The organism is Flavobacterium sp. HTF (assembly GCF_003105115.1).
Classification (GTDB): domain Bacteria; phylum Bacteroidota; class Bacteroidia; order Flavobacteriales; family Flavobacteriaceae; genus Flavobacterium.
This window is the reverse complement of sequence record NZ_QETH01000019.1, coordinates 20,490-39,524: the sequence shown is the minus strand read 5'-3', so window position 1 is coordinate 39,524 and position 19,035 is coordinate 20,490. Positions and strand designations below refer to the sequence as shown.

Annotated in this window: 19 protein-coding genes and 1 tRNA gene; 8 read left to right on the top strand and 12 right to left on the bottom strand. The window is 34.7% G+C overall.

Features of this window, described 5'->3' with window-relative positions; translation table 11 throughout:
• Positions 1-44: 44 nt before the first annotated feature.
• Positions 45-974: an AraC family transcriptional regulator gene (locus DCO46_RS08340; protein ID WP_243416279.1), complete on the bottom strand. Its 930-nt coding sequence runs from the start codon at positions 972-974 to the stop codon at positions 45-47.
• Positions 975-1,089: 115 nt separating this feature from the next.
• On the opposite strand from DCO46_RS08340, the gene DCO46_RS08335 reads away from it, so the two are divergent.
• Positions 1,090-2,121: an aldose epimerase family protein gene (locus DCO46_RS08335; protein ID WP_116752103.1), complete on the top strand. Its 1,032-nt coding sequence runs from the start codon at positions 1,090-1,092 to the stop codon at positions 2,119-2,121.
• 197 nt (positions 2,122-2,318) lie between these two features.
• A complete protein-coding gene (locus DCO46_RS08330) occupies positions 2,319-4,247 on the top strand; it encodes a glycoside hydrolase family 97 protein (RefSeq protein ID WP_116752102.1) in 1,929 nt (642 codons plus the stop codon).
• A gap of 60 nt (positions 4,248-4,307) precedes the next feature.
• Here the strand turns inward: DCO46_RS08330 and DCO46_RS08325 are convergent.
• Positions 4,308-4,381 (bottom strand) — tRNA-Met (locus DCO46_RS08325).
• 152 nt (positions 4,382-4,533) lie between these two features.
• Here DCO46_RS08325 and DCO46_RS08320 point away from each other — a divergent pair.
• Positions 4,534-4,926 (top strand): START-like domain-containing protein, encoded by a 393-nt coding sequence (locus DCO46_RS08320; RefSeq protein WP_026984135.1) that lies wholly within the window; start codon positions 4,534-4,536, stop codon positions 4,924-4,926.
• A gap of 54 nt (positions 4,927-4,980) precedes the next feature.
• Complete coding sequence (locus tag DCO46_RS08315; RefSeq protein ID WP_116752101.1) at positions 4,981-5,820, top strand: aminotransferase class IV; 840 nt, start codon at positions 4,981-4,983, stop codon at positions 5,818-5,820.
• Here the strand turns inward: DCO46_RS08315 and DCO46_RS08310 are convergent.
• From DCO46_RS08310 to DCO46_RS08280, 7 genes are all read right to left on the bottom strand, one after another.
• Complete coding sequence (locus DCO46_RS08310; RefSeq protein WP_116752118.1) at positions 5,817-6,377, bottom strand: YqgE/AlgH family protein; 561 nt, start codon at positions 6,375-6,377, stop codon at positions 5,817-5,819. The genes DCO46_RS08315 and DCO46_RS08310 overlap by 4 nt on opposite strands.
• Before the next feature lie 127 nt (positions 6,378-6,504).
• On the bottom strand, positions 6,505-6,777 hold the full coding sequence (locus tag DCO46_RS08305) for an HU family DNA-binding protein (protein ID WP_012022249.1): 273 nt from the start codon (positions 6,775-6,777) through the stop codon (positions 6,505-6,507).
• 182 nt (positions 6,778-6,959) lie between these two features.
• Positions 6,960-7,907: a methionyl-tRNA formyltransferase gene (gene fmt / locus DCO46_RS08300; RefSeq protein WP_116752100.1), complete on the bottom strand. Its 948-nt coding sequence runs from the start codon at positions 7,905-7,907 to the stop codon at positions 6,960-6,962.
• Positions 7,907-9,802, bottom strand: coding sequence for an ATP-dependent DNA helicase RecQ (locus DCO46_RS08295; RefSeq protein ID WP_116752099.1), 1,896 nt, complete (start codon positions 9,800-9,802; stop codon positions 7,907-7,909). Before DCO46_RS08295 ends, fmt begins: the two co-directional genes overlap by 1 nt.
• A gap of 63 nt (positions 9,803-9,865) precedes the next feature.
• Positions 9,866-10,399 carry an AAA family ATPase gene (locus DCO46_RS08290; RefSeq protein ID WP_116752098.1) on the bottom strand — a complete coding sequence of 178 codons (534 nt, stop codon included), beginning with the start codon at positions 10,397-10,399 and terminating at the stop codon, positions 9,866-9,868.
• 32 nt (positions 10,400-10,431) lie between these two features.
• Positions 10,432-10,677 (bottom strand): hypothetical protein, encoded by a 246-nt coding sequence (locus DCO46_RS08285; protein WP_116752097.1) that lies wholly within the window; start codon positions 10,675-10,677, stop codon positions 10,432-10,434.
• 27 nt (positions 10,678-10,704) lie between these two features.
• Positions 10,705-11,619: a carboxylesterase family protein gene (locus tag DCO46_RS08280; RefSeq protein ID WP_116752096.1), complete on the bottom strand. Its 915-nt coding sequence runs from the start codon at positions 11,617-11,619 to the stop codon at positions 10,705-10,707.
• Between the two features lie 267 nt (positions 11,620-11,886).
• On the opposite strand from DCO46_RS08280, the gene DCO46_RS08275 reads away from it, so the two are divergent.
• The 4 genes from DCO46_RS08275 (at position 11,887) to DCO46_RS08260 (ending at position 15,261) form a co-directional block, all read left to right on the top strand.
• The gene (locus DCO46_RS08275; protein ID WP_116752095.1) at positions 11,887-12,183 is read left to right on the top strand and encodes a DUF493 family protein; all 297 of its coding nucleotides are present in this window, start codon (positions 11,887-11,889) and stop codon (positions 12,181-12,183) included.
• A gap of 3 nt (positions 12,184-12,186) precedes the next feature.
• Positions 12,187-12,918 (top strand): DUF4290 domain-containing protein, encoded by a 732-nt coding sequence (locus tag DCO46_RS08270; RefSeq protein ID WP_116752094.1) that lies wholly within the window; start codon positions 12,187-12,189, stop codon positions 12,916-12,918.
• An 87-nt stretch (positions 12,919-13,005) separates the two neighbouring features.
• Positions 13,006-14,319 (top strand): UDP-N-acetylglucosamine 1-carboxyvinyltransferase, encoded by a 1,314-nt coding sequence (murA, locus tag DCO46_RS08265; protein WP_116752093.1) that lies wholly within the window; start codon positions 13,006-13,008, stop codon positions 14,317-14,319.
• A gap of 66 nt (positions 14,320-14,385) precedes the next feature.
• Positions 14,386-15,261, top strand: coding sequence for a cation diffusion facilitator family transporter (locus tag DCO46_RS08260; protein ID WP_116752092.1), 876 nt, complete (start codon positions 14,386-14,388; stop codon positions 15,259-15,261).
• Positions 15,262-15,347: 86 nt separating this feature from the next.
• Here the strand turns inward: DCO46_RS08260 and DCO46_RS08255 are convergent, their stop codons facing one another.
• From DCO46_RS08255 to DCO46_RS08245, 3 genes are all read right to left on the bottom strand, one after another.
• Positions 15,348-17,837, bottom strand: coding sequence for a DUF5686 and carboxypeptidase regulatory-like domain-containing protein (locus DCO46_RS08255; RefSeq protein ID WP_116752091.1), 2,490 nt, complete (start codon positions 17,835-17,837; stop codon positions 15,348-15,350).
• A gap of 70 nt (positions 17,838-17,907) precedes the next feature.
• On the bottom strand, positions 17,908-18,321 hold the full coding sequence (gene aroQ, locus DCO46_RS08250) for a type II 3-dehydroquinate dehydratase (protein ID WP_116752090.1): 414 nt from the start codon (positions 18,319-18,321) through the stop codon (positions 17,908-17,910).
• A gap of 97 nt (positions 18,322-18,418) precedes the next feature.
• Positions 18,419-18,976, bottom strand: a complete 558-nt coding sequence (locus DCO46_RS08245; protein WP_116752089.1) for a porin family protein — start codon at positions 18,974-18,976, stop codon at positions 18,419-18,421.
• Positions 18,977-19,035: the final 59 nt, after the last annotated feature.

The following is a 19,035-nucleotide window of genomic DNA, read 5'->3' as shown; positions in this document are numbered from 1 at the left end:
TCTGATTTTTTCATGCAGTGCATTAAAATACGAAAACCATTGCGCTACTGTTTGTATTCTGTACGGTATTGTATGGGTGAAGTACTCATTATTTTTTTGAACAAACGGGAGAAATACAACGGATCATTAAAGCCCAGGTTAAAACTGATTTCCTTTATACTCATCGTAGTGAAACTAAGGTACTGGCAGGCTTTCTGCATTTTTAAATAGTTGAAATAATGTATGGGAGAATAGCCGGTCTGCTTTTTAAATAAAGTAAAAAAATGGGAGGATGAATAATTAAAATAAGCAGCCACATCATTGATTTTTAACGAAAGATCCAGATGTTTTTTCATATAGTCAATAGCGGATTCAATAGTATTATCCTCTGAAAATTTTCGGTTCTTTTGAATGAAGAATTTCTCATATAAAAAAGCATTCAGCAATTGCCATAATGAAAGATTTGCAAATTCGAGATTACTGGCGCTGTAACCGTCTTCCATAACATCAAGTATATTTTCAAAAAGTTCAATGCGTCTTTCTTCAAGCGAAAGCTGCGGTGCTGAATCAGGAAACTCCGTTATGAATTTATCGTAAAAGTGAGGTGCCTGCGGTCCGGTAAAATGAATCCAGTAAATACTCCACGGATTTTGTTTTAAAGCATAATAATCATGTGCAACTTCAGGAGGTATAATATAAAAGGTATTGGCTTTGAGTGTTATGGTTTTATGTTCTTTGCTGATAATACCTTCTCCTTTATAACAGTAAATCAGGATGTATTGTTTACTTCCGTGTTTTCGTTTCATCGAATGATGGCTTGCATTTGGGAAAACACCAATATCTGTAAAATACAAACTCGCAATAAGAGGATTCTTTTTAATGTTTGAAAGGATGTTTTTAGGAATCACAATCATGCGCTGCCCTAAGAAACCTTCTTTAACTTTTATTTTTTCTTTTTGAGATGAATTTTTCATTTTACGGATTGTCTTTTCCAAATATCGTAATTTAATCCATGCTTTTAAAAAAAATGTCCATTTTGAGACGAATAATCAAAAGTACATTTGAAACACTATTATAACCCTGATGTTTTTAATCTTTTTTTAAAACAATATGAATCCTTTAAATACAATTGTATATGAGCCTTTTGGCTGGTATGGTGAAAAAGAAATTTTTAAATTCACACTTACAAATGTTCACGGAAATTATGTAGAGCTGCTTAATTATGGGGCCATAGTAAAATCCATAATAGTACCGGATAAAAACGGAATTAAAGAAAATGTAGTTCTCGGATTTTCAACTTTAGAAGGTTATATAAAAGATAAATCTTATATAGGAGCAACTGTAGGCCGTTTTGCTAACAGAATCAATAATGCCGAATTTTCTATTGGAGACAAAACCTATTATTTAGATAAAAATGATGGCAAGAACAATAACCACAGTGGTTCGGCCGGATTTAACAGCAAAGTTTTTGATTTTAGTATAGAAGAAAACGCTGTTATTTTTAATTTGGAAAATGAAAGTGGGGATGGCGGTTTCCCAGGAAATTTAAAATCTAAAGTCATCTATAAATGGACAGATAAAAATGAACTTAAAATTGAATTTCTGGCTGCGACAGATGAACCCACTCCGATAAACTTTACAAACCATTCTTATTTTAATTTATCAGCTTGTGCTGAAAAAATACAGCATCATTATCTCAATATCCAGGCTGACAAAATAGTAGAAAGTACGGAAGATTATATTCCGACAGGAAGAATTTTGCCAGCCGGAAAATATTCTTTTTGCCATAACAAACTAGGAGAGGTAATGAAAGACGGCGGGCTCAATACCTATTATGTTTTTAATGAAAATAAGGACGATAAAAATTCGGTTTGTGAATTATTCGAAGAAATATCGGGAAGAATAATGCGCGTATTTACGTCTTATCCGGGTGTTCAATTGTATACAGGCGATTATTTAAACAGTGCCGAAATTGGAGATCATTCTAAATTTTACCAACCTTTTGACGGACTTTGTTTAGAATGCCAATATTATCCGGATAGTCCCAATCATGTACATTTTCCAAATACAATTTTTGGTGTGGGACAAGTCTACAACGAAACTATTACCTATGCTTTTGATATTATGATTGCTGAAAATTAAAAAAAAATATATACTGGTATTAAAATGGTTTTTTGTCACGAACCGAGCCACAGCGAACAGTCGAAGCAATTCCACGAATTAGCAAGAATTAATTAGTGGAAATTAGTGTAATTCGTGGCAAAATAACCTTTACAATCTTTGCGAAAATCTATGCTTTAAAATAACAAAATTGAACTATCACCTTTAAAAATTATATAATGAAAAAAATGTTTATTCATCGAACTTTGAGCTTACTGATACCTGCAGTATTTTTTGTACTGACAAGCGGTAAAGCTCAAAACAAAGACCTTTACCTGAAGTCTAAGGATAATTTAAATAAAATTACGTTGTCTTTAACCGAAGATGGAAAGTTGTCGTATAATGTTAGCCGCAGGGATAAAGCGATAATCTTAGATTCTCCGCTGGGTCTGAATCTTGAAAATAATGATTTTACCTCTGGTTTGTCTGTTGTGAAAGTTTCGCCTATCGAAGAGAAGCGTGAAAAATACGAGCTTAAAGTCGCAAACAATAAAGTTGCCGATCATGTTTTTAAAACTAAAAGCATAACGTTTAAGAACAAACAGGGCGCTTTGATTATAATCGATTTAATTGCCGGAGAAGAAGGTGTTGCTTTTAGATATAAGTTTGCCGGGAAAGAAGATAAAACCAGGGTTGTTAAAAATGAAATTACAGGATTTCATATTGATCAAAATGCAAAAGGCTGGCTTCAGCCTTATAACAAAGCGGGAGATTATACCCCGGGTTATGAGGATTTTTATGTGAATGTAAAATCCGGAGATCCGATAAGCGGTGCGCGAAATGTTTCAGTTGGCTGGTGTATGCCGGCGCTTTTTAATGTAAATGATTCTAAAAATTGGGTTTTAATTGCAGAATCTGGAGCCGAAGGTACATTTCCGGGCTGTCATCTTCAGCCGGATTCTAATGACGGAATCTACAAAATAGCATTTGCAGAAAAAGACGAAAAATTTACGCTGCCTTTACCGGACACAAACGCTTATCCTGAATCAAATTTGCCGTGGACAATGCCATGGAGAGTAATTATGATTGGCGATAAAGCAGGAGATATATTATTATCCACTTTGATTACGGATCTGGCTCCGGCCTCTAAAATTGAAGATACTTCATGGATTGTACCGGGAAAGGCAGCCTGGTCATGGTGGTCGCATCCTGATGATTTTACGCCAGAAATGTATAAGAAATTCACTGATGTTTCGGCCTCATTTGGTTTTAAATATACCCTTTTTGATGCCGGATGGGAAAAAGCCAATAAAGAAGGAAAAATTATCGATCATGCTTTGTCTAAAGGAGTTCAGCCATTAGTCTGGGGATATTCTGCAGAATATTTTAATCCGGAAAAAAGGAAAAAGAGGTTTAAGGAACTGGCTGATATGGGAGTGAAAGGCGTTAAAATAGATTTTTGGTGTTCGGACAGGCAAGAAGTAATGAGTACGCTCCAGTCGGTTTTTGAAGATGCAGCCAAAGAACATTTGCTTGTAAACCTTCACGGTACAACAGTTCCAAGAGGATGGCACAGAACATGGCCGAACTTTGTAACGGCAGAAGCTATTTTAGGAACGGAAAGTTATTTTTACGAACCAAGGTTTCCTGAAATGGCAGCGCAGCAAAATACAGTATTGCCCTTTACAAGAAACGTTGCGGGACCTGCAGATTATACTCCGTTTGCTTTGACATTTAGAAAATATATCCGTTTAAACACGGCAGTGCATGAGCTGTCAATGGCTATGATATATACGTCCGGAATTATTCATTTTGCCGATTCAGAAGAGGTTTTTAATTCACTTCCGAATGAACTTAAGGATTTATTAAAAGAGATGCCGGCAACCTGGGATAAAACAGAATATGTAATTGCAGAACCGGGCAAGGCAATTGTTTTGTCCCGTAAAAAAGATAATCTGTCTTATATTATTGGAATAAATGGTACTAATTCCAAATTACCAGTTTCAATTGATTTGACTAAATATGGCAAAGGTTTTTCAAAATTCAGGATTATTTCTGAAGGGAAAGATCCATTAATGGACTTTCATGTACAGACTAATCCCACAAGTAGTAAGTGGCAGTATACTTTAGCTCCAAAAGGAGGATTTATTATTCAGTTTATAAAATAATTGAAGATATTAAAAGTAAAAAACCCTTAAACATTTACTGTTTAAGGGTTTACCTTTTTGTAGCGAGGACGGGAGTTGAACCCGTGACCTCAGGGTTATGAATCCTGCGCTCTAACCAACTGAGCTACCTCGCCAAGACTGCTTTCAGGAATGTTCCTTATTGCGGGTGCAAATATAGAAATTATATTAAAGCGAACAAGTATAAAATGAAGAAAAAAAAATATTTTTAAAAACGCATTGTTTTTGGACATATATTCTTATATTTCGAAAAAATTAAAAGTAGCACATGGATCCAAAAATACGTTACGAAATCGAGTTTCCCATAAATTCTTCGCCGCAATTATTATATCAATATATATCAACTCCGTCAGGTTTATCAGAATGGTTTGCCGACAATGTAAACTCGAGAGGGGAATTTTTCACTTTCATCTGGAATGATTCACAGGAAAAAGCGCGTCTTGCTTCTAAAAAAACAGGTGAAAAAGTAAAGTTTAAATGGGTTGATGAAAGCAGTAAGGATACTGAATATTTTTTTGAACTTCATATTTTAGTCGATGAACTGACTAAAGATGTTTCATTAATGGTAGTCGATTTTGCAGAAAAAGAAGAAGTTGGCGAAGCTAAACAATTGTGGGAGAATCAAATCTCAGACCTTAAACATCTTATAGGATCTGTTTAGCAAAAGTCTATTTTATCCCTTATATTTGCCCTGAACAAAATTCAGGGTTTTTTTATGATCAATTTTAACGGAAACATAGTAGAGCGGGAAGAGAATATATTAACTCAAAACCGCGCTTTTTTATATGGTGATGGTGTTTTTGAAACACTAAAAGTAGTCAACAATAAAATCTTGTTTCTTGAGGATCATTATTTTAGGTTAATGGCGTCTATGCGCGTTGTCAGAATGGAAATTCCGATGAATTTTACAATGGAATATTTTGAAGAGCAGGTTTTAAAAGTTGTTCAGGAAAATAATTTTTCGGCCTCTGCAAGAGCAAGGATTACCGTTTTTAGAAATGATGGTGGTTTGTATTTGCCAAAAACAAACGAGGTTTCTTTTTTAATCCATACAACGATACTCGAAAATACATTATATGCTTTAAATACGTCTCATTACGAGGTTGATTTATATAAAGATTTCTATGTAACGAAGCAATTATTATCGTCGATTAAAACGACTAATAAACTCATTAATGTTACCGGAAGTATTTATGCACACGAAAATGGTTTAGACAATTGTATTTTGCTGAATGACACCAAGAATGTTGTAGAGGGATTACAAGGAAACTTATTTATGGTTACTGGCAAAAAACTAATTACACCTCCGGTTTCAGAAGGCTGCCTAAACGGTGTGATGCGCAGGCAAATTTTAGCTTTGGCTAAGAAAATGGAAGGCATAGAAGTATCGGAAGAAATAATTTCTCCATTTGACCTTCAAAAAGCTGACGAATTATTTCTGACAAATGTAATCACAGGAATACAGCCGATAAGCAAATATCGAAAAAAAGAGTTTACAAGTAATCTGGCTCATTTATTAGTACAGAAGCTAAATGAATCTATATCTGAAAATTAATTCAGATATGGATTTTCAGGTGCATTTGACCAAATAAGATAATCTCCGCCCAGCTCAATAATTTGTTCTTTCCAAAAATGAGTGGTAGATTTTCCGATAATTTTATTTTTGTAATTATTATCGGCAATAATCCAGGAGTTTCCCTGCATTTCATTCTCAAGCTGATTTTCATCCCAACCGGTATAGCCTAAGAAAAAACGAATATTATTTTTGCTAATAGATCCGTTGTTTATTAAGTCTTTGGTCGATTCAAAATCTCCTCCCCAGTAAATTCCATTAGAAATCTCGACACTATTCGGGATCAATTCTGGAATATTATGGATGAAATAAAGATTATCCTGTTCTACAGGACCTCCATTATATATCTTAAAAGAAGCATCAATCTCCGGGATTAAATCATTAATAGTATATTTTAATGGCTTATTAATGATAAAACCTATCGATCCTTCTTTGTTATGGTCTGCTAATAAAATTACCGATCTGTTAAAAGATAAATCTCCAATTATTGAAGGCTCGGCAATAAGCAGGTGTCCTTTTTTTAATTTTTCTGAAATCATACGGCTACAATTTTTATTAAATTTACTCATAAAATTTTTAAAAACCCAATAAAATCGTCAAACCGCATAAAAAAACCCTCCATAAGGAGGGTTTTAATTATATTATAAGTTTAGAGAACTTTCTTACTTAGTTCACTGCACCTTCTAATTCAGCACCAGCTTTAAATTTTACTACATTTTTAGCAGCGATTTTGATAGTTTTTCCAGTTTGTGGATTTCTACCATCTCTAGCAGCTCTAGCAGATACTGACCATGATCCGAAACCTACTAATGAAATTCTTCCTCCTTTTTTCAAAGTAGTTCCTACATTACCTAAAAAAGATTCTAAAGCTAATTTAGCCGCAGCTTTTGTAATTCCTGCATCAGCAGCGATAGCATCGATTAATTCTGATTTGTTCATAATAATTAGTTATTAATTGTTGGTTAAAAAAAAAATTGTTAATACACAAATTTAGTAGGAAATCCGTTGCGTGCAAGTGTTTTACCTAATTTTAGCAAAAATTGTTGATAACTTGTTTTTTTTGTTCATAAAGCATGTTGTTCGTCGATGAAAAACAGGTAGAAACCCCTGTTTTATTGGCCTTAGTGGACTTTTGCCTCTTCAGAAAAAGTAAAGCCATTCAGCAATTCTGCAACCTGCATTCTCTTTTTTCCGGGTAATTGCAAACTCAGAAGTAAAATATAACCATTCTTAATAGCAATTTTGATTTCTTTTTTGCTGCTAATTATGCTTCCTGTTTCATGAGAATGTGATTCTTCAATCAGCTTAGCTTCATATATTTTGATGCTTAATTCTTCATTTTTATCTTTTAGAAAACACCACGCAGCCGGATAAGGACTTAAACCACGTATGAGATTATTGATTTCGTCACCAGATTTTGTCCAGTCGATCTTACAATTTTCTTTATTTAGTTTATAAGCGGTTTTAATTTCTTCATTATCTTCCTGAATTGTTGTTGTTACATTCCCTTTTTCAATCACTTTCAGGGTATCAATTACAGTTTCACTTCCTAAATGCATCAAACGGTCGTGCAACTGTCCTGCATTTTCTGTTGGATCAATAGCGATCTCCGAGTTTAGAATCATGGCACCGGTATCGATCTTGTCATCTATGAAAAAAGTAGTAACACCTGTTTTGGTTTCACCGTTAATAATCGCCCAGTTGATTGGTGCCGCACCTCGATAATTGGGCAGCAAGGAAGCGTGAAGGTTAAAAGTTCCTAAACTTGGCATTTCCCAAACCACTTTTGGCAGCATTCTAAAAGCAACAACAATTTGCAGATTGGCATTTAAAGCTTTTAGTTCTGTCAGGAAATTTTCATCTTTTAAGCTTGTGGGCTGTAATAAAGTTAAGTTGTTTGCCAAAGCATATTCTTTTACAGCCGAATATTTTATTTTTTGTCCGCGCCCTGCAGGTTTATCTGCAGCAGTAATTACGCCAACAACATCATAATTGTTTTTAATAATGGTGTCCAGAATGCCGACAGCAAATTCCGGAGTTCCCATAAATATAATTCTCAATTTTTCCATTATAATTTTAAAGTGTATTTATTGTTCGGTTGTATGATAATGTGATTGTTTTCTAATAATTCCTGAAGTGCCGGAATAATATCTGAGGTATCCATTTTTATTTGGGCCTGAATTTCTCTTGACGTCAGCGCAGCAGTTTTCAGTAAAGACAGAATTTTATCGGCAATAGAATCTGCTTCGGTGATTTTGCCTTTCTGTGTAATGCAGTAGGAGCAGACACCGCAGTTTGAATTGGTTTCTTCTCCAAAATAATCCAGAATCAAACGGTTTTTGCAGGTTTTGTTTTCTTTTATATAATGAAGGACAGACAGAAGCTGTTCTTTTTTAAGCTGATTTTGTTTTTCTAAATATTTAGAAACCCTGTTTATGGTTAAATCGTCTTCGCGAACTTCATTAAATAATATAGTAGCGTCGTTGTTCTTGGATTTATATTCTATAATTTCTTTCTCTTGCAGTTTTTCTAAAATAGCACTGACCTGAGCTTCAGAACAATTTGATTTTTTGGCTATCAAAGGCAAATTAAACGGCACTTTCATATCGTAAATTCCGGGATAGGTTCTTAAAATTGCCAATAGAATCTCTTCATCATTCGGATTAAGGCTCATGTATCGAATCACTTCTTTAGATTCAATCAAAAACTGGATCGTAATCTTTTCAGAGAATTCCTGAGACATCGTGATAATTCCCTGCTGATTCAAAAATTGTAAAGCATTATAAGTTTTAAGAGTTGAGAAATCATATTTCTGGCAGAAATGATTCATTTTAAAAGAAAAAGAGTCATTTAAACCTTCTCCGTATGCTATCTGAAAATAGTTGCAGAGTTTGTTATAAACCGATTTCAGGAATTTTTTATCAGGAAGAACACTTAAAAATTGCTGTTCTGTCTGATTACTGTCAGAGGCACTGGTTAATAAAACGGCAAAAGATTTCCCGCCGTTTCTTCCGGCTCTTCCGGATTCCTGGTAATAATTTTCAATATTTTCAGGAAGCTGTGTATGAATAACTGTTTTTACATTATCCTTGTCAATACCCATTCCAAATGCATTCGTGGCAACAATAACCTGCGCCTGTTCCGACATCCACAATTGCATGTTTTTATCTTTTTCTTTTGCCGAAAGTCCGCCGTGGTAATAGGTTGCCCTAAAACCAAGTGACTGCAATTGAGTTGACATATATAAACACGATTTTCGGTTTCGTACATATATTATAGAAGGCTGGGGATTTTTCTTTAAAATCTGTTCAACACGATATAATTTGTCTTCCACTTCAAAAACCATGTAGGCGATATTTTCCCTTGCAAAAGACTGTTGAAAAAGTTTCGTGTCTTTTAATTCCAATTCAGTTTTAATATCTTCAATTACTCTTGGAGTTGCAGTTGCAGTAAGAGCCAGAAACGGAATTTTAGGAAAGAATTTTTTGAGTTCGGAAATTTTCAGATAAGCCGGCCGAAAATCATGTCCCCATTGCGAAACACAATGCGCTTCATCAATAGCTATTAAATTTATAGGTAAATTTTTGATGCGCTCTAAAATCCAGTCCGACTGAAGTCTTTCCGGAGAAAGGTATAAAAACTTGTAATTTCCGTATTGGCAATTGTCCAGAAGATCAATGATCTCTTCGGTATGAATGCCACCGGTAAGTGCAATGGCTTTGATGTCTCTTTTTTGCAAATTCGCTACCTGATCTTTCATCAGGGCAATCAAAGGCGAAATTACCAGGCAGATCCCATCCTGCATCATTGCGGGAACCTGAAAACAGATTGATTTTCCGCCGCCGGTAGGTAACAATGCAAAAGTGTCCTGACCATCCAGAACCGAATCAATAATTTCTTTTTGAAGCGGTCTGAAACTGTCGTGTTTCCAGTATTTTAAAAGGATTTCCTGCGCCTGAAGCATTGCTTTCGTTTTAAAGTTAAAAATTTAGAAATCAGTTTCTAGCTTACAACTTTAAACCAAATGCTAAATTTTGTCTAAGATATAAAGAATTCTGTTCTCAACCGTATCTTTCGGGACTTCTATTAAGTCATAACCGTACTTCTTATAGGTTTCGATAAGATGTTTTTGAATTTCCAATGCCTGTTCAAAATTTTCATAACGCTCCGTGTCGCTCTGATAAATTTCTTCCCAGGGTGGTAAAATAAAAGTTTTAGAATATTTATAATCCTCACAGGCTTTTGTAAAATGCTCCGGATATTCATCGCCAATATAATCCATATAAGCGACAACATCAGGAATTCCCCTGTCGATAAAAACTACATTATCAGGTTCTTCTTTAGCATTTTTAAATTGCTGAATTCGTCCTTCCAACAGCATTTCACTAAACAATAAAGGCTCTTCCAGAAACAACTGGTCAATACCTCGCTGCTGTGCTTCGAGTGTAACTTGTCTTGAAATTTCAGGGTAACAGCAGTAGCCACGAGCCACTAATTCGTTAATAAGCGTAGATTTTCCTGTACCAGGACCGCCAAGGAGAACTATGATTTCTTTTTGCACTTTCGTAAAATAAAGCGCAAATTTACCTAAACTTATTGGTATTTAAAAAGAATATTTGCTTTGAGCGAATGATTTCGCATTTTTTGGTTGCACGGGTTCCTGCTGTTCGCTTCAATCTTTTGCTTTTTAAAGAAAAAAGCAAAAGGATTTCCGCTTCCATCAGGGCTAAAGAGGAGACATGGTTTTGCTTTTGGAATGATTTCTAACATTGTGTATCCTGCAATCCCGATCAAGGGAAACTGAATAGTGGTTTTTACATAGCCATTGGTTTCAATCAATGGAACATGATGGTTTATAGAATTTCTTTACTCACAAAATAAATATTTCCCGGAATCCTTACCTTTCTTATCAGAAGGAACAATCAAATGCGATTCAAATTTCTTTCCTTTCAAAACATCATTCACAAAATCCAAAACATATTGTTTTCCGTCATGAAAAAGATAACCCGAAAATTCATGTCCGCCGCCACAGAAAGTAATCAGTTCAATATCTTTATGAAAATCATTCATGTGATTGTACACGGCATAAGAACCAAACAAAATCAGCCAGCCGGAAGCGTTGGTCGGGCAGGAGCGATGTGAGCCCGCGCTGTACGGAACCGTTTCGTCATTATTTCCGTGTGCCAGTAACATCGGAATTGCTTTTTCTTTCGTAATCAGATTAATATCCTGAATAGCGCCCGAACCCCCAATGAAACCTTTATATCTGAAGTTTTCCGGTAAATTATTTTTGTACAAATTCATCAGTTTGTAATCCCAGAAAGAAGCATGAAAACCAATTTCGGCACCTGCACTAATGCCTGAAATAAAGATTTTTGAGGTATCAAGATTATATTGATCTGCATTTTCAACCAAAAAAGAAGTCGCCTGCCACATATCGCTAACGCCAATCTGAATCGCTTTTATTTTTTCGGTCAAAATTCCTTTACAGCCAAAATCTTTTCCTTTCATATACAAACTGTACGAAATACTGGCAACCGCATAACCGTTTTTCGCCATAAACATTCCGAATTCTTTCTCACTCGTACGTTCGCCTCCGGAAAATCCTCCTCCAAAAGCAAACATTATCAACGGAATTTTTTCACCAGCTTTTTTCTTCGGCAGGTATAAATCCAAATCCAGTTTTAAGGTGTCATTTTGGAAATAAGTTAAAGTTTTGACTTCTTGTGCATTTATGTTGTGAAAAATGAGAACAGTAAAAATAAAAAAGATTTTTTTCATTGTTATATGTTTTTAATCGTACAATCCCGAAAGTCATCGGCAGGAAAGCGCAGGGTTCTTCAAATATAAAGGTTTAACACTAATTTCACGAATTTTAATTAATCAAAAGTCAGTAAAATTAATGAATAGATTTACTGAAATATAATTAGTGTAAATTAGTGAAATTCGTGGCGAAAAACAGGTTGTTTTCTGAAAGGAAAAAATCTAAAATCTAAAATCTGAAATCTGAAATCAAAAGCGTATATTTGCGTTTATTTTTAATTACGAATGGAAAACGATAAAGAAAAGAACACCGCCGAATTTTACGAAAGATTAAAGGTTGAGCTGGATAACTCAAATACCTGGCCTGCAGAATATTTGTATAAATTTATTGTGCCTTCTGTAGCTGATAATGTAGAGCGGGTAGAGAAAGCTTTTGACAGAATGGGAGCGGTTATCAAAACCACAAAATCCAAAACAGGTAAATTTACCAGCGTTTCTGTAGATGTTACGATGAACAGCGCCGATCAGGTGATTGATAAATACAAAGAGGTTTCTACAATAGAAGGTATAGTTTCATTATAACTTATGGTCGAAAAATATAAAAAAGAAAACGCAAACGACGTTGTTTTTAACTTAGAATATAATTCTGAAAGACAACGTTTACTTATTCCTGAATATGGTCGTCATTTGCAAAAACTGATTGATCAGGCAACTATTATCGAAGATGCTGAAACACGCAATAAAGCGGCGAAATACATCATTCAGGTTATGGGAAGTCTAAATCCGCATTTGCGTGATGTACCTGATTTTCAGCATAAACTTTGGGATCAATTGTTTATTATGTCTGATTTTAAATTAGATGTAGAATCTCCATATCCAATTCCGTCCCGTGACGTGTTGCAGCTAAAACCGGATGTTTTACAGTATCCGCAAAACTTTCCTAAGTATAGATTTTATGGTAACAATATCAAATACATGATTGATGTTGCCAACAAATGGGAAGATGGCGAAATGAAAAACGCATTGGTGCTGGTAATTGCCAACCACATGAAAAAATCATTTCTGAGCTGGAACAAAGACACTGTAAAAGACGATGTGATTTTTGAGCATCTATATGAATTGTCCGGAGGAAAAATCAACCTTGTGCAAAGTACAGAGGAGCTTTTAAACACCACTGATTTAATGCGTACCAATAAACGCATGTCGAATAAAATTTCGACAACAGGACAGCCAAAAATTCAAAGCAACAAGAACAGTAATAATAACAATAAAGGCGGAAAACAAAAGCCTTTTCAGAAAAATAACAATCAAAAATAGAGTTGCTAAGATACTAAGGAACTAAGAGACTGAGATTTTAGCTCAGAACCTTAGGATCTCAGAACCTCAGAACCTTAATAAAAGAACATGGGAATATTTAAAATCGAAGGGGGAATACCTTTAAAAGGAGAAATCACTCCACAAGGAGCAAAAAATGAGGCATTACAAATTTTATGTGCCGTACTTCTTACAGGAGATAAAGTAAGAATTAATAATATTCCTGATATTATCGATATCAATAAATTAATCACTTTGTTGGGTAATTTAGGGGTGAAAATTCAAAGAAACGAACCAGGTTCTATTACGTTTCAGGCCGATGAGGTTAATGTTGGATATTTAGAAACAGAAGCTTTCAAAAAAGAAGGTGGAGCGCTTCGTGGTTCTATTATGATTGTTGGGCCGCTTTTGGCTCGTTTCGGAAAAGGATATATTCCAAAACCGGGTGGAGATAAAATTGGACGCCGAAGATTAGATACACACTTTGAAGGTTTTATTAACCTTGGAGCAAAATTCAGATATAACAGAGAAGATCACTTTTATGGAGTAGAATCTCCAGAAGGCGGTTTGACCGGAACCGATATGCTTTTGGACGAAGCATCTGTAACCGGAACAGCAAACATTGTAATGGCTGCCGTTTTAGCAAAAGGAACAACTACAGTTTACAACGCTGCTTGTGAGCCTTACTTACAACAGTTATGTAAAATGCTGAACTCCATGGGTGCTAAAATCACCGGAGTTGGTTCTAACTTATTGACTATAGAAGGTGTTGAAAGCCTTGGAGGATGCGAGCACAGAATTCTTCCGGATATGATTGAAATCGGCTCATGGATTGGTCTTGCGGCCATGACAAAAAGCGAAATCACAATTAAAAATGTAAGCTGGGAAAATTTAGGTTTGATTCCGAATACTTTCAGAAAGCTTGGAATTACTATCGAAAAACGTAACGATGATATTTACATTCCGGCCCACAAAGACGGATATGAGGTAAAAACGGATATCGACGGTTCGATCTTAACTATTGCCGATGCACCATGGCCAGGATTTACACCTGACTTATTAAGTATCGTTTTGGTAGTGGCAACACAGGCAAAAGGTGATGTTTTGATTCACCAAAAAATGTTCGAAAGCCGTTTGTTCTTCGTAGATAAATTGATTGATATGGGAGCAAAAATCATGTTATGTGATCCGCACAGAGCTGTGGTTATGGGACATAATTTCGAATCTCAATTAAAAGCAACAACAATGTCTTCTCCGGATATTCGTGCGGGAATCTCATTATTGATTGCAGCTTTATCAGCAAAAGGAACAAGTACGATTCAGAATATCGAACAAATTGACCGTGGATACGAGCGTATCGACGAGCGTTTGAGAGCAATCGGAGCAAAAATCGTGAGAGCGTAAAAAAGTTAGCCACGAATTACACAAATTTTTAATTTAATTCGTGGCAAAAAAATAAATGTCGTTTAAATGACAAATGAACAAAAAGCTATAAAAGCTACATACTTTAGTATAGCTGGAAATACCTGCCTGGCCCTTGTAAAAGGTTTGGCAGGTTTTTTTGGCAATTCTTACGCCCTGATTGCCGATGCGATCGAATCGACTACGGATATATTTTCGTCATGCCTGGTTTTGTTCGGAATCAAATATTCTAACAAGCCTGCAGATGAAAATCACCCTTACGGGCATGGGCGCGCCGAACCTCTGATTACTTTTTTAGTAGTGGGTTTTTTGATTACTTCGGCCACTATTATTGGTTACGAAAGCATTGCAAACATCAATACTTCGCATGATTTGCCAAAATCGTGGACTTTGTATGTTTTAGGCGCAATAATAATCTGGAAAGAATATTCTTTCAGACTGGTTATGAAACGCAGTAAACAAACCAATAGTTCTTCTTTAGCAGCTGACGCCTGGCACCATCGAAGTGATGCGATAACTTCGGTTGCCGCTTTTATTGGTATTTCGATTGCCCTGATTATGGGAAAAGGCTACGAATCTGCAGATGACTGGGCAGCGCTTTTTGCGGCTTTCTTCATTTTGTACAATAGTTATAAAATTTTCAGGCCTGCGCTTGGCGAAATCATGGATGAGAATTTAAATGATGATCTGGTTGAAGAAATCCGAATACAATCATTAAAAGTACCCGGTATTTTAGGAACTGAAAAATGCTTTATCCGAAAAGCGGGTATGCGGTATCATGTAGATCTTCATGCGATTGTTTCGGCAAAAATTTCAGTGAAAGAAGGTCACGAATTGTCACATAAACTTCAGGATACTTTAAAAGAAGAAATTCCACAATTAGGAAATGTTCTGATACACATTGAGCCGGATGATTATCACTAAAAAAAAGATGCTAAGGGACTAAGATTCTAAGATGCTAAGTTTTTTTTCCTCAGTACCTTAGAATCTTAGTCCCTTAGAACCTTTTTCTAATCTAACACATTCAAAATCTTCAAGCCAAAAACGACACCATTTTGTTGAATTCCGCCTTGGTAAGAATGTATATAATCAATTCTGAAAAGCTTAAATTTTCCAAAACCAAGGTTGTCTAAACCAACCGTAAGCTCAGAATAAGGTTTTCTGTTTGGTATTGCCAGGGAATGAAAACCTAGATTCATTGTTGATTTTAGAAGGTTCAGTAACGGAATTTTATTCATAATGAATCCCATGTCATTGTGTTCCAAATGCATTTCAAAATAACTGTCATTTGTACTGTTAGTGTAATATGGCATTAAATTAAAAACATTCAGATAACGGTCGCTCTGGCCAATATGAGTTTGGTTTCCGTTAAAATGTCTGTAATCGATAAATGAAATATTTTCAGCATTGAAGAACTTTCCAGCTTTAAAGTTCATTCCCAGGATGCCTTTGTTTCCTAACGATAAATCATATAAAACCGCAGCTCCAATTCGTTCAAATTCATACTTTTTTTCATTAGCGGCAAATGCTTTTTCATACGCTAAAAATAAAGTTGGGTATCTGTCATCTTTAAAATTATACCTTCCGTCAGGTCTCGAGATATATTTGTTTCCAAAATTAATTCTCGCAGTCAGATTGGCTTTAAATAAGTGATGCGGATCAAAAGCGGGAGTTTCAAAATCATTTGGCGCGAGCGGATTATTAGAAGAATAAATATCATCTCTTTTGAAAAATGAATAATCGGTTGTATTAAAAAAAGGTTTACGTTGCTCATAACCCAATTTTGCATTCAGATTAATTCCATTTGCAATATCCTGGGAATAGTTAACCTGAGCGAATTCCAAATTATATAATTTCATGTAATTGTCCTTAAAAAACAAAGAACTTATTGAGTTTACAAATTTACTGATTGGCTCTCCACCATTAAATTGTGCCACTTTTGTTCCTCCCGAAGCGTTTATTGTAGCATAATTGATACTGTTGAATTTGTGATTGAACTCTCCCGTAACACGAAAACGCTCATCAGAAAATCCATAATTAAAATTGGTTTTTACAAAAGTACTTTTCCCCTTTTCTTCATTCCAGTTTTTAAATGAAAAACCCGAATCAAAATTAAAACCCTGAACAGTATTAAAGCTTAATGAAGTTATATTCAGTAAGCCGTCATATTCAAATGAATATTTTTTAAAGGTATTTTTGTATTCATAACCTTTTAAAATATCCCAGACTTTAAATTTATTGTTTTTCGCGTCTATGGAATCTGTATATTTTTGAGATTTCCTAATCGTTTGGAGACTGTCTTTTTTGGTGTAATCAGCACTTTCTTCAAGAGTTAGGGGGATTGGGCGAATTTGATTCCAGAATTCATCATCTTTTTTATTGGCATTCAGATCAAAAGCAACAATTTCATTTCCGAAAGTTTTCTTTTCAAACGAATCCGGAAATTGATAATTGGAGTAAATATAATTGAACTGCCCTGAAAATTTCACACCAAAAATCCCGGCATTAAAAGATAATATTTGGGCATTTTTGGACCAGATTTTAGTTGTGCTATTATAACTAAAACTCTGCTTCAGCGTCATGATTTCAGTAAATTCGTTTTTCATACGATATCCTTTTATGTCCAAATCTAAGGCATAAATGGCAAAACTGTCATCAACTATATAGATATAACCTTCAAAAACGGGTTCTTTGTCGCGCTTTGGTGTTACTTTAATTTTATGTATTTCGTTATTGTTATCGTCAAAAAATGTGCCTTCAAGTTTGTAGTTGTAATAACTGAAAGCATTATTGGCAATTGGAGAAATCAGCTTTATATCAAAGTCCAAAGTGTTGTCATAAAAATCATAAGTTGATAAAGCCGCTGTGTTATAACTGTATCCCCGATTATTTCCTGAAATTTTTGATGCAATAATATTTTCTTTGAGGTTATTGGGCTTTTCAAAAGTAACCTTAGAAATGGTTTCAGACAGATATAAAATCCCTGTCCCTGTAGAATCAAGGTTAGAAGCCATGTCCTCACCGAGATCTATTTTTTGGCCTAATATTTTTTTGGGTAAATCTTTGACTTTGAAAATTCCTTTTGAATAAAAATCGGCCGTATAACGCAATGTTTTTTCGGAGTTTTCTTTTTTGTTTGCAATAGCACTTTTTATAATCGCATTGGCAGGATTATTTTTAGGATCTATTATAACTTCGTTTAAAGTAAAGCTTTCTTCCTGCATTTTTACATCCAGGACAGTGATTTTAGAATCAGTATTTACTATGATTTTTTGGGTTTTAAAACCTAAATATTGAAAAGTAATTTTGTGTTTGCCTGCTTCTTTTACATTTAGCTGATATTTTCCCAGCTCGTTTGAAGTTGTTCCTGCATAAGTATTCTCTTCAAATACGGAAACAAATGGCAATGGATTTCCTTTGTCATCGGTTATGGTTCCTTTGATTTGGGCAAAGGAGGTAATGGAAAAAAATAAAACGGCGAATAAAATATAGTTTTTCATGGAAGTTCTTTCTCTAACAAAAATAAAATAACTTAAAATCGCAGCTATTAAAAATTTGTTAAATAAAGACTTACAGAAAAGACTGAATTGCGAGGTCGTAACTTTTTAATCCAAAACCTAAAATTACACCTTTGGCATTTCCGGATAAATAAGACTGATGTCTGAAGCTTTCGCGTGCATAGGTATTCGAAATGTGTACTTCGATTACCGGAGTTGTAACGGCTTTTATAGCGTCGCCCAAACCAATTGAAGTATGCGTGTAAGCTCCTGCATTTAAAATAATTCCATCAAATGTAAAACCACATTCCTGAATTTTACCAATCAGTTCACCTTCTATATTACTTTGGTAATAAGAAAGTTCAATGTTCGGGTATTTTTTTTGCAACGTTTCAAAATAATCTTCAAAGGTTTGACTTCCGTAAACTTCAGGTTCTCTTTTTCCTAAAAGATTCAGATTTGGACCGTTAACAATGCAGATTTTCATAAGTGAATTAGTTTTTAATGAATGATTATGAATTGTAAAAATAAAAAAACCGCTCTAATTAACAGAGCGGTTTTTATAAAAGTATGTGATATTATTTTTAGAACATAAATCCGGCAGAAATTTGGAATACAGAGTTTTTAACGTCTGCATCTTTAGAAGCTTCAGTTAATCCTATACCATAACGACCTTGTAAAAAGAAGTTTTCAGTAAGTTTTACACCCAAACCTGCATTAAGACCGAACTCGAAAGTTTCACCATTCTCAACATCAAAGTCATTTCTTTCACTAACAAGGAAAGAAGCTTGTGGACCTGCCTCAATACTAAATGTTTTATTTAAATAAATTTTAGCCATTACCGGGATAGAGATATAACCTAACTCATTTTTAATATCGCCACTAACATCTTGAAATTTATAAGATGCACCAGTAGTAGAATATAAAAGTTCTGGCTGAATAGAAAATCTGTCTAATAATTTTATTTCTGCAACTAAACCTGCATGATAACTAGTGATACCTTCTTTATCAATTGATTCTGGAAAATCTCCCGTTTGATTAGCAAAGTTAACCCCTGCTTTTACTCCAAGTTTTAATAATTGAGCCTGAATTGTTGCTGACGTTGCGATGAACAATACAGCTGCTAAAAATATCTTTTTCATAATTTTTTTTAGATTAAAGTTGTTTTATCAAATCAAAACTACAGAATTGCGTGATTTAT

Excerpts from the sequence above, each read along its gene's own strand:
- DCO46_RS08260 (WP_116752092.1), top strand. The coding sequence starts at position 14,386 with ATGACAAATGAACAAAAAGCTATAAAAGCTACATACTTTAGTATAGCT.
- DCO46_RS08280 (WP_116752096.1), bottom strand. The coding sequence starts at position 11,619 with ATGAAAAAAATCTTTTTTATTTTTACTGTTCTCATTTTTCACAACATA.
- DCO46_RS08245 (WP_116752089.1), bottom strand. The coding sequence starts at position 18,976 with ATGAAAAAGATATTTTTAGCAGCTGTATTGTTCATCGCAACGTCAGCA.
- murA (WP_116752093.1), top strand. The coding sequence starts at position 13,006 with ATGGGAATATTTAAAATCGAAGGGGGAATACCTTTAAAAGGAGAAATC.
- DCO46_RS08330 (WP_116752102.1), top strand. The coding sequence starts at position 2,319 with ATGAAAAAAATGTTTATTCATCGAACTTTGAGCTTACTGATACCTGCA.
- DCO46_RS08335 (WP_116752103.1), top strand. The coding sequence starts at position 1,090 with ATGAATCCTTTAAATACAATTGTATATGAGCCTTTTGGCTGGTATGGT.
- DCO46_RS08255 (WP_116752091.1), bottom strand. The coding sequence starts at position 17,837 with ATGAAAAACTATATTTTATTCGCCGTTTTATTTTTTTCCATTACCTCC.
- DCO46_RS08295 (WP_116752099.1), bottom strand. The coding sequence starts at position 9,802 with ATGCTTCAGGCGCAGGAAATCCTTTTAAAATACTGGAAACACGACAGT.
- DCO46_RS08310 (WP_116752118.1), bottom strand. The coding sequence starts at position 6,377 with ATGATTTCAGAAAAATTAAAAAAAGGACACCTGCTTATTGCCGAGCCT.
- aroQ (WP_116752090.1), bottom strand. The coding sequence starts at position 18,321 with ATGAAAATCTGCATTGTTAACGGTCCAAATCTGAATCTTTTAGGAAAA.
- DCO46_RS08275 (WP_116752095.1), top strand. The coding sequence starts at position 11,887 with ATGGAAAACGATAAAGAAAAGAACACCGCCGAATTTTACGAAAGATTA.
- DCO46_RS08270 (WP_116752094.1), top strand. The coding sequence starts at position 12,187 with ATGGTCGAAAAATATAAAAAAGAAAACGCAAACGACGTTGTTTTTAAC.
- fmt (WP_116752100.1), bottom strand. The coding sequence starts at position 7,907 with ATGGAAAAATTGAGAATTATATTTATGGGAACTCCGGAATTTGCTGTC.
- DCO46_RS08305 (WP_012022249.1), bottom strand. The coding sequence starts at position 6,777 with ATGAACAAATCAGAATTAATCGATGCTATCGCTGCTGATGCAGGAATT.
- DCO46_RS08315 (WP_116752101.1), top strand. The coding sequence starts at position 4,981 with ATGATCAATTTTAACGGAAACATAGTAGAGCGGGAAGAGAATATATTA.
- DCO46_RS08320 (WP_026984135.1), top strand. The coding sequence starts at position 4,534 with ATGGATCCAAAAATACGTTACGAAATCGAGTTTCCCATAAATTCTTCG.